18 protein-coding genes and 1 pseudogene are annotated in these 15,735 nt (G+C 60.6%); 13 read left to right on the top strand and 6 right to left on the bottom strand.

The features are described from left to right. The first annotated feature begins 172 nt into the window (after positions 1 to 172). On the top strand, positions 173 to 310 hold the full coding sequence (locus ACJ8J5_RS12870) for a hypothetical protein (protein ID WP_162837928.1): 138 nt from the start codon (positions 173 to 175) through the stop codon (positions 308 to 310). 64 nt (positions 311 to 374) lie between these two features. Here the strand turns inward: ACJ8J5_RS12870 and ACJ8J5_RS12865 are convergent, their stop codons facing one another. After that, positions 375 to 1,586 carry an MFS transporter gene (locus ACJ8J5_RS12865; protein WP_197835538.1) on the bottom strand — a complete coding sequence of 404 codons (1,212 nt, stop codon included), beginning with the start codon at positions 1,584 to 1,586 and terminating at the stop codon, positions 375 to 377. Positions 1,587 to 1,818: 232 nt separating this feature from the next. Here ACJ8J5_RS12865 and ACJ8J5_RS12860 point away from each other — a divergent pair, with 232 nt between their 5' ends. From ACJ8J5_RS12860 to ACJ8J5_RS12840, 5 genes are all read left to right on the top strand, one after another. Then, complete coding sequence (locus ACJ8J5_RS12860; protein ID WP_043141449.1) at positions 1,819 to 2,277, top strand: hypothetical protein; 459 nt, start codon at positions 1,819 to 1,821, stop codon at positions 2,275 to 2,277. Between the two features lie 98 nt (positions 2,278 to 2,375). Next, entirely contained in the window at positions 2,376 to 2,792 is a 417-nt protein-coding gene (locus ACJ8J5_RS12855) for a DUF2000 domain-containing protein (protein WP_004941246.1), read from the top strand. A 72-nt stretch (positions 2,793 to 2,864) separates the two neighbouring features. Then, the gene (locus tag ACJ8J5_RS12850; protein WP_197835540.1) at positions 2,865 to 3,896 is read left to right on the top strand and encodes a LacI family DNA-binding transcriptional regulator; all 1,032 of its coding nucleotides are present in this window, start codon (positions 2,865 to 2,867) and stop codon (positions 3,894 to 3,896) included. Between the two features lie 186 nt (positions 3,897 to 4,082). After that, positions 4,083 to 5,006, top strand: a complete 924-nt coding sequence (locus ACJ8J5_RS12845) for a TIM barrel protein (RefSeq protein WP_060447269.1) — start codon at positions 4,083 to 4,085, stop codon at positions 5,004 to 5,006. Positions 5,007 to 5,020: 14 nt separating this feature from the next. Beyond that, positions 5,021 to 6,193 (top strand): Gfo/Idh/MocA family protein, encoded by a 1,173-nt coding sequence (locus ACJ8J5_RS12840; RefSeq protein ID WP_169540705.1) that lies wholly within the window; start codon positions 5,021 to 5,023, stop codon positions 6,191 to 6,193. 13 nt (positions 6,194 to 6,206) lie between these two features. Here ACJ8J5_RS12840 and ACJ8J5_RS12835 read toward each other — a convergent pair whose 3' ends face one another. Further along, positions 6,207 to 6,557, bottom strand: coding sequence for a GFA family protein (locus tag ACJ8J5_RS12835; RefSeq protein WP_197835542.1), 351 nt, complete (start codon positions 6,555 to 6,557; stop codon positions 6,207 to 6,209). 141 nt (positions 6,558 to 6,698) lie between these two features. Here ACJ8J5_RS12835 and ACJ8J5_RS12830 point away from each other — a divergent pair, with 141 nt between their 5' ends. The 3 genes from ACJ8J5_RS12830 (at position 6,699) to ACJ8J5_RS12820 (ending at position 8,855) form a co-directional block, all read left to right on the top strand. Beyond that, the gene (locus tag ACJ8J5_RS12830) at positions 6,699 to 6,908 is read left to right on the top strand and encodes a hypothetical protein (protein ID WP_004941260.1); all 210 of its coding nucleotides are present in this window, start codon (positions 6,699 to 6,701) and stop codon (positions 6,906 to 6,908) included. 153 nt (positions 6,909 to 7,061) lie between these two features. Then, positions 7,062 to 8,135: an SMP-30/gluconolactonase/LRE family protein gene (locus ACJ8J5_RS12825; protein WP_089181674.1), complete on the top strand. Its 1,074-nt coding sequence runs from the start codon at positions 7,062 to 7,064 to the stop codon at positions 8,133 to 8,135. 75 nt (positions 8,136 to 8,210) lie between these two features. Then, complete coding sequence (locus ACJ8J5_RS12820; protein ID WP_025302545.1) at positions 8,211 to 8,855, top strand: Qnr family pentapeptide repeat protein; 645 nt, start codon at positions 8,211 to 8,213, stop codon at positions 8,853 to 8,855. Here the strand turns inward: ACJ8J5_RS12820 and ACJ8J5_RS12815 are convergent. Further along, on the bottom strand, positions 8,845 to 9,468 hold the full coding sequence (locus ACJ8J5_RS12815; RefSeq protein WP_043141429.1) for a LysE family translocator: 624 nt from the start codon (positions 9,466 to 9,468) through the stop codon (positions 8,845 to 8,847). The genes ACJ8J5_RS12820 and ACJ8J5_RS12815 overlap by 11 nt on opposite strands. Positions 9,469 to 9,844: 376 nt before the next feature. On the opposite strand from ACJ8J5_RS12815, the gene cspE reads away from it, so the two are divergent. Continuing rightward, positions 9,845 to 10,057 (top strand): transcription antiterminator/RNA stability regulator CspE, encoded by a 213-nt coding sequence (cspE, locus tag ACJ8J5_RS12810; RefSeq protein ID WP_025302547.1) that lies wholly within the window; start codon positions 9,845 to 9,847, stop codon positions 10,055 to 10,057. Between the two features lie 114 nt (positions 10,058 to 10,171). Next, a pseudogene (locus ACJ8J5_RS12805) lies at positions 10,172 to 10,249 on the top strand. A gap of 213 nt (positions 10,250 to 10,462) precedes the next feature. Here the strand turns inward: ACJ8J5_RS12805 and ACJ8J5_RS12800 are convergent. After that, on the bottom strand, positions 10,463 to 11,140 hold the full coding sequence (locus ACJ8J5_RS12800) for an isochorismatase family protein (protein WP_016928046.1): 678 nt from the start codon (positions 11,138 to 11,140) through the stop codon (positions 10,463 to 10,465). Positions 11,141 to 11,393: 253 nt separating this feature from the next. Here ACJ8J5_RS12800 and ACJ8J5_RS12795 point away from each other — a divergent pair, with 253 nt between their 5' ends. Further along, positions 11,394 to 11,822: a universal stress protein gene (locus ACJ8J5_RS12795; RefSeq protein WP_025302548.1), complete on the top strand. Its 429-nt coding sequence runs from the start codon at positions 11,394 to 11,396 to the stop codon at positions 11,820 to 11,822. Positions 11,823 to 12,137: 315 nt separating this feature from the next. After that, on the top strand, positions 12,138 to 12,893 hold the full coding sequence (locus tag ACJ8J5_RS12790; protein ID WP_016928044.1) for an SDR family NAD(P)-dependent oxidoreductase: 756 nt from the start codon (positions 12,138 to 12,140) through the stop codon (positions 12,891 to 12,893). A gap of 44 nt (positions 12,894 to 12,937) precedes the next feature. Here the strand turns inward: ACJ8J5_RS12790 and ACJ8J5_RS12785 are convergent, their stop codons facing one another. Together ACJ8J5_RS12785 and puuC are read right to left on the bottom strand one after the other, a co-directional pair. After that, complete coding sequence (locus ACJ8J5_RS12785; RefSeq protein WP_025302550.1) at positions 12,938 to 14,218, bottom strand: NAD(P)/FAD-dependent oxidoreductase; 1,281 nt, start codon at positions 14,216 to 14,218, stop codon at positions 12,938 to 12,940. Positions 14,219 to 14,229: 11 nt separating this feature from the next. Continuing rightward, positions 14,230 to 15,726, bottom strand: coding sequence for an aldehyde dehydrogenase PuuC (puuC, locus tag ACJ8J5_RS12780; RefSeq protein WP_025302551.1), 1,497 nt, complete (start codon positions 15,724 to 15,726; stop codon positions 14,230 to 14,232). Between the last annotated feature and the right edge of the window lie 9 nt (positions 15,727 to 15,735).

The raw sequence follows: 15,735 nt of genomic DNA, 5'->3' as shown, positions 1-15,735 counted from the left end.
GGCGGGCGCTGCAGGGTGAACAGGCGGCGGCACGAGAAAAGAATGAGGGCTAAATAATTAACAAAATTTATCGATTGTGTTTCATTTTGTGAGCCGCGCTTGCCGCCTGCGCCAGGCTTTCCTAGTTTTTAGGAGGGCGGCCTTTCGTCCGATATCACGAAGGAGTATGCAAATGACTGAACACAAACGACTCGGTGTCATCGAGAAAACGCTACTGATCGCCTTTGCCGGCCTGCTGGTGTATTTCGCGGCCACTGGCGCATTGTCATTGTCGGGTCTCGATCATCATTGGCCTTATCCTTCGCGATAAGCAGGCACCTGCACCAGGGAAAATTCAGCACCGCTTATAACAAACAGAACGACTTTTCTGCTTATCACCCTGCATTATGCCGCCTGCTGAGAAAAGCCAGCGCCAACAGCGCCCCTAACAGGGCCGCCGCCAGCACCAGCCACGCCGGCGCCGCCCAACCGGCTGCGGCCACGATGGCGCTCAGCGCGACCGGGCCGATCACCTGGCCGAGATAGTTCCCTTGCATCACCAGCCCCAGGCTCAGCGGCAACAGCGTGGGCTCCGGCGTCGCCGCCGGCGTGGCGGCCAGAATGGTGGCGGGCAACATGCCAGCGATGGCGCAGAACAGGAAACACAGTGGGATCAGCAGGCCGTTGGGCGTCATCGGCAGGAAAATGCCGATGCCGAAGATGCCGATGACCAGGCTGGTGGCCGCGAGCAGGCTACCGGCCCGCAGACCGCGCGACAGCAAGAACCCGGCGGCGAGGTTGCCGATGATGTTCGCCGCCACCGCCGCTGCGCTGATGCCGCCGGCGGCCGCCAGCGACAGGCCGATGCGCTGCATCAGGAAGATCGGCAGAAAGGTCATCACCGAGAAAAACTGCAGGTTGTAAGTGGTGAACATCAGCGCCAGCAACAGCGGTTGGCGTGCCCGCAGCATCGCGCCCAGCGCATGCCGCAGCTGCAACGGCGGAACGTGCGTCTTGGCGGCGCGTCGGGGCGTGGTCAGCGGCAGCAGCAGGGCGGCCAGCAGCGTCAACGCCGCACCGGCCTGCCAACTCTGTTGCCAGCCGGCGAGATGGGGGCCGAAAAACAATGAAATGGCGATGCCCGCCGGCATGAAGGTGCTCCAGATGCCGAACACCAGGCTGCGCTGCGCCGGGGCGACGATGCGGTTCAGCACCGCCGGCGAGGCGACCACCACGATCACGAAGCCGAGGCCTTCGACAAAGCGGCTGACGATCAATCCGTTGAAGTTGTGCAGCGTGGCGCCGGTAAAGCTGGCGGCGCTGACGATCAGTAACCCCGCCGCCAGCAGGCGCCGATCGCCCCAGCGGCGCACCAGCAGCCCGGCGGCGATGCCGCCGAACACCCCGACGAAAGGAAAGGCCGAGATGACCCAGCTCAGCGTTTCGAGCGAACGGCCGAATTCGGCCTGCAGCGCCGGTAGCGCGATGGTGGCCTTACCTACGTGCAGCGCCGCGGCGATGCCGGCGAACAGCACGTTGATGACGGCTAGCCAGGGCGTAGCGGCGGGAAGGACGCGGTCGATGGCGTCCGGTTTAATCGCGGTCATAACACTCTCCTGAGGCGGTAACGCCCTCACTATGCGTCTGCGCTACAACAGAAGTCGTTCAAATGCTGCGCTGTCACGCGGGGAAATTATTCATTTCGAGCTTTATTTTGCGCGCCTCGTTGTTTGGTTCGCCAGCGTACCACCCTGCGTGGACGCGGGTGTCCGTTCAGCGGTTTACTGTTCCGGCACGCAGCGAGCGTGCCCGATCAATTTTATTTATAAGGAGCAGTGTATGTCAGAGATGATGAATGAAAATGGAGCGCCGGTGATGGAGTGGAGCTATGGCGGCCGGGGTGATGATATCAGCAGCAGCCTGAGCCTCGACACGGTTGAGGAGCAACCGCAGGGTTTCTTGATGACGGTCGATCGGCCGGTGCAGATCTTTAAAGAAGCGCTGTCGCCGATGATGGCCTTTGTCACGCTGCTGCGCCCGCTATACGCCAAGACGGGCGAGGGCTTCCAGTACGTGCCGGTTTCCAACCCCTGGACCGACGTGCAGCGCCTGCCGGCCAGCGCAGGCTATCTGGGCGTGCAGGTTAACGCTGGCCTGTTTTTCCACGGCGCCAAACCGACGCACTATAAAGATCGCGACGGCCAGATGAAACCGATTGACGGCGGCACTATCCTGCAGAACATCACCGTGCTGCATCAGGTGGCGCAGCCGCTGGGCCCGGGCGAAGGCGGGATCTGAGGCTGAAACGTCATCACGGGGCCGGACGCGGCCCTTATCTCGCCTTGAAAACCGCCCTTGGCTTGGGTAAAAAGGGTTGTCTATTCAAGGAGAAGAGTATGTACAGCGACAACGAGAAAAAATTCTACATTATCCTCAACCGCAACCACGAACCGGCCACTCTGTTTAACGCCTCCTGCCATCTGACGGCGGGCATCACCGATCTTATCGAGCAGCGCGAGTTTCACCACTACCCGAGCAGCCTCGACGGCGTCAGCGCCAATATGAGCCACTACCCGATCGTCATCCTGCAGGCCAAGAACAGCAGCCAGCTCAGCAACCTGATCCTCAAGTGCAAGGAGGAGGGCGTGCTGTCCAACTTCTTCACCACCACCATGCTGTCGCACTCCGCCGAACAACAGATCGCCGACACCGCCAATACCCCCTACGAGCAGTTGGACTTCGTGGCGGTGGCGCTCTACGGCGACACTGAACAGCTTAAGCCGCTCACCAAGAAGTTCTCCGTCTACCGTTAATCGCGAACGGCATCACATCAGGGGCGGCAACGTCTATGATATTTTTCCATCAAATCGTTGATGGAGATGAACATGAGCGGCAAGAAAACCACCATGGCGGCCATCGCCAGAGAGGCGCGGGTCGGCATCGCCACCGTCGATCGGGTGATCAACCAACGCGCGTCGGTGCGGCCCGCCACCCAGCGCCGGGTGATTGAGGCGGCGAAAAAGTTGGGGTTCGCGTTGGAAAAGTCCCACTGCCTGTCGGCGGTGCTGGGCAGGCCGGAACGCCGCCTGAGAATGGGGTTCATCCTACTGCGGCGCGAACACTCTTTCTATGCGCAACTGGCTGATGAACTGATGGTGCAAGCGGCGCCGTATCATGAGCCGGGGCAGCCGCCGCAGTTCATCTTCCACTCTCTCAATGCCATCGGCGATACCGCCGCCGCCATTAGCCAATTGAGCCGCCAGGTGGACGCGATCGGTGTGTTGGCGCTGGATCACCCCCTGATCCACTATGCCGTAGAAGAAGCCTCCCAGGCGGGCATCAACGTTTTCGCGCTGCTGTCGGATTTATCGGTGCCCAGCCGCGCCGGCTACATCGGTCTGGATAATCAAAAAGCGGGCCGCACCGCCGGTTGGGCGGTGGACCGTCTGTGCCGGCGTCAGGGAGATGTTGGCGTGATCATCGGCGACAACCGTTTTACTTGCCAGGAAGCCTGCGAGATCGGTTTTCGCTCCTACCTGCGTGAGCAGATGAGCGGCCAGCGTGTGCTGGAACCGGTGCGCAGCCTCGAGGACGCGGAAACGGCGCGCCGGGTCACGCGTGAACTGCTGGCGAACCACCCGGAGCTGGCGGCGCTGTACGCGCCGAGCGGCGGTGTAGAAGGCATTATTCAGGCGTTACGAGAGAGCGGCCGGCAGCGCGACATCACGCTGGTGTGCCACGGCCCGGTGCAGGGCGGTGAAATGGCGCTGCTCGACGGCACGGTGGATCTGTTGCTGTGTCACCGCATTTCTGAGTTGGCCGCCACGATTGTCGAGACGCTGCTCGCTGCCGATGAACAACCGGGATTACGCCACATCATTAATCGCTTCGATGTGATCACCAAAGAAAACCTCTGACGGCCGCTGAGTGGTGTTTGCCGAGGTCATGGCGCAGTCAGGCGTCGCCTCAATTTGATTAAAAACTATCAAATAATTCATCAAAAATAGCGCGATCTCTATCAAAAAATAAAATTTTCATTATTGATGGTTTTGGAATTTTTGTTTGATACTGCCGGCATTCCCCGCAAGAAAGGAGCCGTCGCCATGACTTTGCCTATCGCCAATGCGCCCTGCAGTTGGGGCGTGGATGACCCAAACAATCCCCATTTGCCGCCCTACGCCACGGTTCTGCAAGAAGCGTCGTCGGCCGGCTACCGCAGCATCGAGCTGGGGCCGTGGGGCTATTTGCCGACGCAGAGCGAGGCGCTGTGCGCCGCGCTGGAGCAGCATCGTCTGTCGCTGGTGGCCGGCACGATTTTTGACGATCTGGTCAGCGAGGCGAACATTGAGCGCCTGCTGGCCCTGACTCATCGGATATGCCGCAACCTCTCGCGGGCGCCTAGGGCGGAGCCGACCGAGGGCGATCGCGCCGCGCCGCCGTTCTTGGTGATTATCGATTTCGGCAATCCGCAACGCGCCAGGTTCGCCGGGCGTTCAGATTTAGCGCCGCGTTTGTCGCAGGCAGAGTGGCAGAGGATGATCGGGCACATTACGCGCATCAGCGAATTGGCCTGGCGGGAATACGGCGTGCGGCCGGTGGTGCATCCGCACGCCGGCGGCTGCATCGAGTTCGCCGACGAAATCGACCGGTTGGCGGCGGACATTCCGCATCACACCGCCGGATTGTGCCTGGATACCGGCCATCTGTATTACGCCGGGCTGGACCCGGCGGCCTGGCTGAGCAAGCACTTTGAACGTCTCGATTATCTGCACTTTAAAGACGTCGATCCGCTGGTGTTCCGCGAGGTGCTGGCGCGCGGCGTCGATTTTTTCACCGCCTGCGCCGAGGGTGTCATGTGTCCGTTGGGCAGCGGGGCGATCGATTATCCGCAGCTGCGCGCGCTGTTGGCCGAGCGCGGATACCGGGGCTGGATCACTATCGAGCAGGAACGCGATCCGCGCAATGTGCAGGGCAGCCTGCAGGACGTCACCGCCAGCTTGCGCTACTTGCGCGGCCTCGGCTTTTAATCAGGAGAAACACGATGATCAACGGCAGCAAACCTTTGGCGAGATCGTTGCGTTGGGGCATGGTCGGCGGCGGCGGCACCAGCCAGATCGGTTACATCCACCGTTCGGCGGCCTTGCGCGACGGCGCGTTTACTCTGTTGGCCGGCGCGTTTGACATTGACGCCGAACGCGGGCGTGATTTTGGTCGGAGCCTGGGCGTGGTGGCGGAGCGTTGTTATGCGGATTATGCCGAGATGTTCCGCGCCGAAGCCGCGCGGGCGGACGGCATCGAAGCGGTCTCGATCGCCACGCCGAACAACACCCATTACGCCATTTGCCGGGCGGCGCTGGAGGCGGGATTGCACGTGGTGTGCGAGAAGCCGCTGTGTTTCAGCGTCGATGAGGCGCAGGCGCTGGCGGCGTTGTGCGAGCGGCAGCGCAAAGTCATCGGCGTGACCTACGGCTATGCCGGGCACCAGATGATTTTACAGGCCCGGCAGATGATTGCCGATGGCCGTCTGGGGGAAATCCGGCTGGTGAATATGCAGTTCGCTCACGGCTTTCACGCCGCGCCGGTGGAGCAGGATAATCCCAGCACTCGCTGGCGGGTCGATCCGCGCTTTGTCGGCCCCAGCTATGTGCTGGGCGATCTGGCGACCCACACGCTGTTTCTGGCGGAAACCATGGCGCCGCAGCTGAAGATCCGGCGGTTGATCTGCAGCCGGCAAAGCTTTGTGCCGTCGCGCGCGCCGTTGGAGGACAACGCCTATGTGCTGATGGAGTATCACAACGGCGCCGTCGGCTCCGTGTGGTGTTCGGCGGTCAACTGCGGTTCGATGCACGGTCAAAAGGTGCGCATCGTCGGTGAAAAGGCTAGCCTGGAGTGGTGGGATGAACAACCCAATCAGCTACGCTTCGAAGTGCAGGGCGAGCCGGTGCGGATCCTGGAGCGCGGCATGCCGTATCTCGATGCGCCGGCGTTGGCGGACGATCGCATCGGCGGCGGTCATGCGGAGGGGTTGTTTGAAGCCTGGTCGAATCTCTACCGCCGCTTCGCGCTGGCGATGGACGCCACCGATCGGCGCGACGCGGCCTTCCTGGCCGACTTCTGGTACCCGGACGTGCAGGCTGGCGCACTGGGCGTGAAGTGGGTGGCGCGCTGCGTGCAATCCGCTGAAACCGACGCCGGCTGGGTTGCCTTCGACTGAGTGCGCGATTCGCTCAGACGCTGGCCCCGTCGTAGCTGTGGATCTGTAACGCATCCAGCGCGACGTCAGGCACGCAGCGCAGGTTAACGGCGCACATCGCGGCGCCGTCCGGCGCGGTTCCGTAGGCGAAGGGCTGGGCACCGCAGGTCCGGCAGAACTGATGGCGGATCCTGTGGTGATTGAAAGTGTAAGTGCTGAGCTGGTCCTGATCGCTGTTGAGCGTGAAAGCGCTGATGGGGAAGAACGACAGCAGCAGCCCTTTGCGGCGGCAAATAGAACAGTTGCAGCTGAGGGCTTCGGTGGGCAGTTCGGCGTCTACGGAGAAGGTGACGGCGCCACAGTGGCAGCTTCCCTGGAATGACATGGCGATGATCCTGTATCAGGGGGGAGTGTTTGCCCAGTATAGTGCAATTTATCGTCACTCGGCCGCGCCCGGCTTGGTTTCCTTAGTAAATGCGCGGTTTTCTGGTAGGTTAGAGGTTAACGTCATCAAAAGGAGATCGCGATGTTAGAACATTACTATCCGGCCAATATGGGCGCCGAACCGGTCACGGACGAACAGCACAAACGGCTGGTGGCGGTGCAGGCGGCGCTGGAACTGATCAAGGCCACGCTGTCGGATACCAACGACGGCAACGGCGTGGACTTCCAGCTGAAAGCGGCGGAAAAGCACATCGGCCCAATGGCCGACGCCATTCAGGAAGCCCTGAAGTAACGGTTCGCCGTCACCTCAACCGCCCGCATCGGGCGGTTTTTTTTTGCGCTGATTACTGCGATTTTTTTAGTGGCGCATTGCCTTTTTCCCGGCTGGTGCCGTAAGCGGCGCGATCCTACTCTAGCGATCCGAGTCCTCATCAGGGTCATGCTCATGTTCCGCTTCAGTCTCTTGTCTTTCTTATTGTTGCGCCGCCGGCGCGTCACCCAGCTGGCCGGCGCCACACTGCTTCTCGGCGTCGTTATGCAGGCGCAGGCCACGCAACGCATCGATTTTTCGCCGGATCCCGCCGGCGCCTACCCTGAGGGCATCGCCTGGGAGCCGCGCGCCGGTGCGTTCCTGATCTCCTCCCTGCGCGGTGGCCAGCTGGGCCTGGTCTACCCGGATGGCCGCTATCGGCGGTTTTCCACCGACAAGGGACTGATTACCACCTCCGGCATGCTGGTGGACACCGAGCGCAACCGGGTGCTGGTATGCAACGAAGACGTGGGCGTCTCCCTCCATTCAGCCCCTGGCACGCGCAATCGCGTGGCGCAGGTGCTGGAGTTCAATCTCGATACCGGCGCGCTGCAGCAGACGTACGATCTCTCATCGTTAAGCCGTGGGCCGACGCTGGCCAACGATCTGACGCTCGATGCGCAGGGAAATATCTACGTAACCGACAGCTTCCAGCCGCAGATTTACAAGATCGACCGGGCAACGCGCCACGTGTCGATCCTGGTGCGCTCATCGCTTCTGCTGCCCGCCGACGCACCCGCCGCTGCGCAGGGCACACAGCCTTATCTCAATGGCATCGTGTATCACCCAGATGGCTACCTGATTGCGTCGGACTACACCCGCGGGCTGCTGTGGAAGGTGACGCTGGATAACACGCCTGCGATAAGTGAAATCAGGCTGCCGCATCGGCTGAAAGGGCCGGACGGGCTGCGGCTCAAAAACGCCAACGAATTGGTGATCGTACAGTCTTTTCCGGCTGAAAAGGGGAGCATGTCCGGCGACGTGACGCTGCTCGCCTCGGCCGACGGCTGGGCCAGCGCCCATGTCGCCGCGGTCGCCACGCCGCCGGGATTGGATGGGCCGACCGGCGCCGCGTTGCGCGATGGCGAGGTGTGGGTGGTCAACTCCCGTTACCCCAAACTGTTTGCTGACGTCGCTCAGGCGGAGAGCATCAGGACGTTCAGCATCGTCAAGGTGGCGTTAGCACGGCCTGCGGCTGAGGCACGCTGATCGACGACGGTTGCCAACCCTGTCGGAATAGGATTAAATGCTGCCCTGGCTGTATAAATAAACAGGGGTGTTGCAATGAGCCTGGCGCTGAAGGGTGAGAAGATCGAACGTAACCGCTTTACCGGCGAGAAGATTGAAAACGGCAGCTTTATGCTGTGTGATTTTTCGGGTGCCGATCTGACCGGCACCGAATTTATCGGCTGCCAGTTCTACGACCGCGACAGCCGACAGGGCGGCAACTTCAGCCGCGCGATACTGAAAGACGCGAGTTTTAAAAGCTGTGATTTATCGATGGCCGATTTTCGTCATGCCAACGCGTTGGGCATCGAGATCCGCGAATGCCGCGCGCAGGGCGCCGATTTTCGCGGCACCAGCTTTATGAACATGATCACCAGCCGCACCTGGTTTTGCAGCGCCTATATCACCAAAAGCAACCTGAGCTATGCCAACTTCGCCAAGGTGGTGCTGGAGAAATGCGAGCTGTGGGAAAACCGCTGGCACGGCGCACAGGTGCTCGGCGCCAGCTTCAGCGGCTCCGATCTGTCCGGCGGCGAATTCTCCGGTTTCGACTGGCGTGCCGCCGACGTCACCCAGTGTGATTTGAGCAACGCGGAACTGGGCGAGTTGGATTTGCGCACTACCGATCTGCAGGGCGTCAAAATGGACAGCCACCAGGCCGCGCAGCTGTTGGAGCGGCTCGGGATCGCGATCATCGGCTGAAGAGCTGCCTGATGCCCAGGCTGATGATCAGCACGCCGCAGGCGCGATCGATCCAGGCTTTACTGCGTCGGTAGGCGCTGGCGATCGGCGCGTGCGACAGCACCAGCGCCACCAGGCCATACCACAGGCTAGCGACTACCGCGACCTCCAGCAGCATGGCGGCGAAGGTGGGCATGGAGACATGGGCAGGCGCCGCCGACGAAAACACCGCGGCGTAAAAGGCGACGGATTTGGGGTTGGCGATGTTGGTGGCGACTCCTTGCAAGAATGCCGATCTGAAGCCGGAGTTCACCCCACCCGCCGCGCCGATAACCCCTGAGCCGGGAGCTGCATGGGCGATCAGCCGATAACCGAACCAAATCAAATAACCTGCGCCGGCCACTTTTACCGCTAGCGCCAACCAGGGGAACAAGGCGAAAATTATACCGACGCCGAGCAGGGCGCTGCTCGCCCAGAACAGGTTGACCAAGACAATGCCCGCCACCAGAGCGAAAGCCTCGCTGCGGCGCGCGGAAACGGCTTTGTGGGCGACGGCGACAAAATTGGGGCCGGGGATCACCACGCCAACGATATAGACGGTGAAAACGGCGAGCACGGCTGGCATATCGATCATCGGTTAACGGCCTGTAAGCAGCGAGTTAGCCTTAGTTTTATAATGAATCGCCGATATAATCCAGCAGGGTGAAACCTTTTTTTACCTGCCCGTAGCGACAGGCGTCAGCGGCCTTTTGCGATAATAAAATTATGAGCCATATGAATATAATTTAAAATATATCTTGCTTAAATAAATTAGCTGTGTGTAAATAGCGTCATCGGTTTGTCATACAGACCTTATGAAAGCAGTTTTAGTAAAGCAGTTCTCAGTGTTAGTGATATCCCCCAGATACCTCTTCTTCCGCGAATTTTCTTCTCTAGTGCCCCATAAGTTTCCAATAAAAACAGACCTCTATCGCCCTATGGCGTCGCAAAAATAGAAAGGAAATATCTCTATGTCTACTAAAATGACGGGTTTGGTAAAATGGTTTGATGCAGGGAAAGGCTTCGGCTTTATCACCCCGGCAGACGGCGGCAAAGACGTGTTCGTACACTTCTCTGCTATCCAGAGCAACGATTTCAAAACGCTGGACGAAGGCCAACAGGTTGAGTTCACTATCGAAAAGGGTATGAAGGGTCCTTCTGCCGGCAACGTGGTCGCGTTGTAATTTTCGGTCGAGGTGCGGTTTCTTACGACAGCGATGAGGGTTTAAGCCGGAGCAGTTAAGAAATAACACCTTTAGCCTAAATAAACTCCGGGTTCGCCCGGAGTCTTTATCGATACGTCATTAGCTCAGCAGGAAGAGCGGCAGCGAAATATTCGTTGGCGGACTGGGGTTCGATTCCTCGATGACGTTCCAATAATTAATTATTATTGGCAACAGAAAAACAGATTATCGCATAAATAATAATGCCACTTTTCAGTCTTTTTTTCTGTTGTGAAAAAGTTGTGCTTAGGCTGCGTAATGTTGGAGTGTTGGATGGACGCTTACGCCATAACATGACAGCCGGGAAAGCCACCGGCACATGATCAATAGCCCCGGCCTTAGCCGGGGTTTTTTATGCCCGCGATTTTAACGCTGCGAGTCCAGCAGTTCGTTGTTTTTCACCACGTCCTGCGCCTTGAGGTAGCTCTCGATCAACAGCTGATAGGCCGGGAAGATTTTGGTGTAAACCTCGGCCCATTGCTGAGCGTCGGCACGATTCCAACTACCCTGCAGCTCGGAGGCGACGCCGGCGGTGTCGATCGGCACCACGCCGGCCTGCACCACGCGCGCCAGGGTGATTTCCTGCGCCATTTTCGAGTAGGTGCCGGAGGCGTCGATCACCGCAAAGACCTTATAGCCTTCGGCCACCGCGCTGATGGACGGAAAGGCCATGCAGACGCTGGTGATGGTGCCGGCGATGATCAGGGTCTTGCGGCCGGTGGCCTTGACCGCCGCTACGAAGTCAGGGTTGTCCCAGGCGTTGATTTCCCCTTTACGGGCGACGTACTGCGCGTGCGGCGCATTCTGGTGAATTTCCGGGATCAGCGGGCCGTTGGGGCCCTGCGGCACCGAGGCGGTGGTGATCACCGGCAGTTTGCTGAGGGTAGCGATGCTGGCGAGGGCGGCGGCGCGGGCGCGCAGCTCGGTCATCGGCATATCGGCGACGGTCTGGAACAGGCCGCTCTGGTGGTCGATCAGGAGCATGACTGCGTCATTGGCATCAATAACAGGACGCTGGCCGTTGAAGTTGGCTGGAGTGCTCATGGTGTTTTCCTTTTCTCGTCGTGAGGTCAGTGGGTATCTTCTTTGATTGATAAGGCTGAAACTCAGCACTTGCCTACAGTGTAGGGAGAAGAGAGAAATCCGGTAGAGCCTGAAGTCGGGATACATCGTTCCATAAATGGAACGATTTTGACGCAGGCGAAGGGCTCGGCGCTGGGCTAAACTTAAGGTGCATAAGAAACATGCGGCAAGGAACGCCATCCTGTTCATGGGTTTGACGCGGAGGGCTACCGTCATGGCTTATCAGCATATCGTTGTCGCCACGGATCTCAGCGAAGACGCCGAGTTTCTGCTGGGCAAGGGCGCCAGGCTGGCTGCCGCACTCCATGCCAAACTTTCCCTGATCTATATCGACATCCACCGCGCCGGCTATTACGTCGATCTGGGCGTGGGCGATTACAACTACACCGATCGCACCTTTTCGGAGCGGGTGAAGAATATGCTCAATGCGATCAAAGGGCAGTCGTCCTACCCGGTCGAAGAGGTGATCGTCAGCCGCGGCGCGTTGACGGAAGAGCTGAACCGGGTGGCGAAGGAAAAAGGGTTCGACCTGGTGATCTTCGGCCACCATCACGATGTCTGGAGCCGGCTGGTTTCTTCGGCGCGTCAGGCGATCAACGAACTGAACGTCGATCTGCTGGTTGTCCCCATCGAGAAAAAATAGTCGCGGCCGCCTGCGGGCGGCTGCCGTTTTTCATTCACATCACTTATCTCTGAGTGGCCATAACTGCCTTTTCGCAATAATCCCGCTTGCTGACAATCCGCCTGACGAATAGTGACTCACCGTAATTTTATTTTATCCATCAATATGTTGGCCAAAATCCGATAAAGGTTAATCCAGCGCATTGAAATCACTGACATACCTCCTTTTGGTTAATAAACCGCACGTTTTGACTGGTTCTCTGGAGAGAGGCGTCTTATCCTCGGGGCAATGAGATTTGTATGACTTATATAAATACGTTCACATGGAGGAGGTCTCATGCGTTTTGACAATAAAGTCGTGGTTATCACCGGTGCGGGCAATGGCATGGGGGAAGCGGCGGCGCGGCGTTTCTCCGCCGAAGGCGCCATCGTGGTGCTGGCCGACTGGGCCAAAGAGGCGGTAGACAAGGTCGCCGCTTCGCTGCCGAAGGGCCGCGCGATGGCGGTGCATATCGATGTTTCCGATCACGTTGCGGTTGAAAAAATGATGAACGAGGTGGCGGAAAAACTGGGCCGCATCGACGTCCTGCTGAACAACGCCGGCGTACACGTGGCGGGCAGCGTGCTGGAAACCAGCATCGACGACTGGCGCCGCATCGCCGGGGTCGATATCGATGGCGTGGTGTTCTGTTCCAAATTTGCCTTGCCGCACCTGCTGAAAACCAAGGGCTGTATCGTCAATACCGCGTCGGTGTCCGGCCTGGGTGGCGACTGGGGTGCGGCCTATTACTGCGCGGCGAAAGGCGCGGTGGTCAACCTGACGCGCGCCATGGCGCTGGATCACGGCGGTGACGGCGTGCGCATCAACTCGGTCTGCCCGAGCCTGGTCAAAACCAACATGACCAACGGCTGGCCGCAGGAGATCCGCGACAAGTTCAATGAGCGCATCGCGCTGGGGCGTGCGGCGGAGCCGGAAGAAGTGGCGGCGGTGATGGCGTTTCTGGCCAGCGACGACGCCAGCTTTATCAATGGCGCCAACATTCCGGTCGATGGCGGGGCGACCGCCTCGGACGGCCAACCGAAGATCGTCTAAGCGTTAACCTACCGGCCCGGCCAGGATGACCGGGCCTGTTGTTTTTAGACGCCGATGCGGTCGCGCAGCGTGTAGTAGGCCGCGCCGATGGCGGTGAACGGGATCTGCAGATTGCGTCCACCGAAGAACGGCAGGTGCGGCAGCTTGGCGAAGGCGTCGAAGCGTTCGGCGTCGCCGCGCATCAGCTCGGCGATCAGCTTGCCCGCCAGATGGGTGCAGGTCACGCCGTGGCCGCTGTAGCCCTGCATGTAGTACACGTTATTCTCCAGCCGGCCAAACTGCGGCATGCGCGACAGCGTCAGCAGGAAGTTGCCGGTCCAACGATAGTCGATGCGCACCCCTTTCAGCTGTGGGAAGGTCTTCAGCAGCTTCGGCCGGATCAGGTTATCGATATCGTCCGGATCGCGCGCGCCGTATACCACGCCGCCGCCGTACAGCAGACGATGATCGGCGGTGATGCGGTAGTAATCCAGCAGGTAGTTGCAGTCCTCCACGCAGTAATTCTGCGGGATCAGCGCCTGCGCGATCTCCGGCGCTAGCGGTTCGGTGGTCACCACCTGAGTGCCGCACGGCATGCTGCGCTTGGCCAGCCGCGGCTCCAGCTTATCGCCCAGGTAGGCGTTGCCGGCGACGATGACGAAGCGCGCCTTCACCTGGCCGTTGGCGGTGCTGATGAGCGCCGGTTCACCGTGGCGAATGTTCGTCACCGCCGATTGCTCGAAGATGCGCCCACCCTGCAGGCGGATCGCCTCGGCCTCGCCCAGCGCCAGATTGAGCGGATGGATGTGGCCGCCGCTGTGATCGAGCAGCGCGCCGACGTAGCGATCGCTGGCGACCTCCTGACGCACCCGATCCGCATCGAGCAGCTCGAGCTGGGTATTGCCGTAGCGCTCCCAGTTGCGCTTTTGCTCGATCAGCGCATGGAACTGCTTGTTGTTCAGGGCGGCGAAGATGCCGCCGGGGCGGTAGTCGCAGTCGATGGCGTAGCGGCTGATGCGGCTGCGAATGATCTCCGCGCCTTCGAACATCATGCTGCCGAGCAGGCGGGCGCTTTCCGCGCCGTAACGCTCTTCAATCACATCGATGTCGCGGCTGTAAGAGTTGACCAACTGGCCGCCGTTGCGGCCGCTGGCGCCGAAACCGATGCGCGCCGCTTCCAGCACCACCACGTTATAGCCGGCTTCCACCAGGAACAGCGCGGAGGAGAGGCCGGTATAGCCGCCGCCGATCACGCAGACGTCGCATTCGATCGATTCATTCAGTTGCGGATAGGGCTGATGTGCGTTGGCCGTGGCCGCATAGTAGCTTTTTACGTGTTCAGTCATGAGATAAGCCCTTATTCCAGCGAGATCCAGGTGGTTTTCAATTCGGTGAATTTGTCCAGCGCGTGCAGCGATTTGTCGCGGCCGTTGCCGCTCTGCTTGTAGCCGCCGAACGGCACGGTCATGTCGCCGTCGTTGTAGTTGTTGACGAACACCGTGCCGGCCTTCAGTTGGCGCGCCATGCGGTGCGCGCGCGCCAGATCGCGGGTCCAGACCGCGGCGCCGAGGCCGTAGTCGCTGTCGTTGGCCAGCTGCAGCGCCTGTTGCTCGTCGTCGAAGGTGGTCACCGCCAGCACCGGGCCGAAGATTTCATCGCGCGCCACGCTCATGGCGTTGTTCACCTGGGTGAGGATGGTCGGCCCCAGATAGCCGGCGTGGTCGCCCTGCGGATGGTCGCGCCCGTCGAGGAACAACGCGGCGCCCTGGCTCAGCCCCCGATCGATATAGCCGGCCACTTTCTCGCAGTGGCCGCTGTCGATCAGCGTGCCCATCACCGTGTCGGGATCGAGCGGATCGCCGGGGACGAAGGCCGCCGCGTGTTTGCGCAGCGCCTGCAGGAACGCTTGCTCAATGCTCGCTTCGACCAGCAGGCGAGTGCCGGCGATGCACACCTGCCCCTGATTGTAGAAGATGCCGGCGGCGGCGCTGCGGGCAGCCTGATCCAGATCCGGGCAGTCGGCAAAGACGATGTTGGCGCTTTTGCCACCGGCCTCGAGCCAGACACGCTTCATATTCGATTCGCCGGCGTAAATCATCAGCTGTTTCGCCACCAGGGTGGAGCCGGTGAAGGTGAGGGCATCGACGTCGCGGTGCAGCGCCAGCGCCTTGCCGGCGTCGTGGCCATAGCCGGGCACCACGTTCAGCACGCCGTCCGGCAACCCGGCCTGCTGCGCCAATTTGCCGAGCAGGATGGCGCTCAGCGGCGATTTTTCGGAGGGTTTGAGTACCACGCTGTTGCCGGCGGCCAGCGCCGGACCGAGTTTCCAGCAGGCCAGCAGCAGCGGGAAGTTCCAGGGCACGATGGCGCCGACCACGCCGATCGGCTCGCGCTCGATCAGCGCCAGCGCCTCGCGGCCGGTGGGGGCGATTTCGCCGTAGACCTTATCGATCGCTTCGGCGTACCAGCGGATGCAGCGGATGGCGCCCGGCACGTCGTCGCGCAGGCTGTGGCGGATGGGTTTGCCGGTGTCCAGCGTTTCCAGCAGCGCCAGCTCTTCGTGATGCTGCTCCATCAGATCGGCGAAACGCAGCAGCGTGGCTTTGCGCTGCGCCGGGGCGGCCTGCGCCCAGTCGCCACGCTCAAAGGCGGCGCGCGCCGCGCTGACTGCCCGATCGATGTCGGCGGCTTCGCCACGCGCGACCTGCGCCAGCTCACGGCGGCCGGCGGGATCTTCCACGGCGAAACATTTCCCCGCGGCGGCCGGCTGGTAGCGGCCGTCGATAAACAGCTGGTGCTCAATCTTCAGGGCCTGCGCCCGTTGTTGCCAATACTGCAAGTGGTGAAAGTTCATGCCTGGCTC

Source organism: Serratia sp. CY43202 (genome assembly GCF_052168755.1).
GTDB lineage: Bacteria > Pseudomonadota > Gammaproteobacteria > Enterobacterales > Enterobacteriaceae > Serratia > Serratia bockelmannii.
This window is presented reverse-complemented; position numbering and strand designations above follow the sequence as displayed.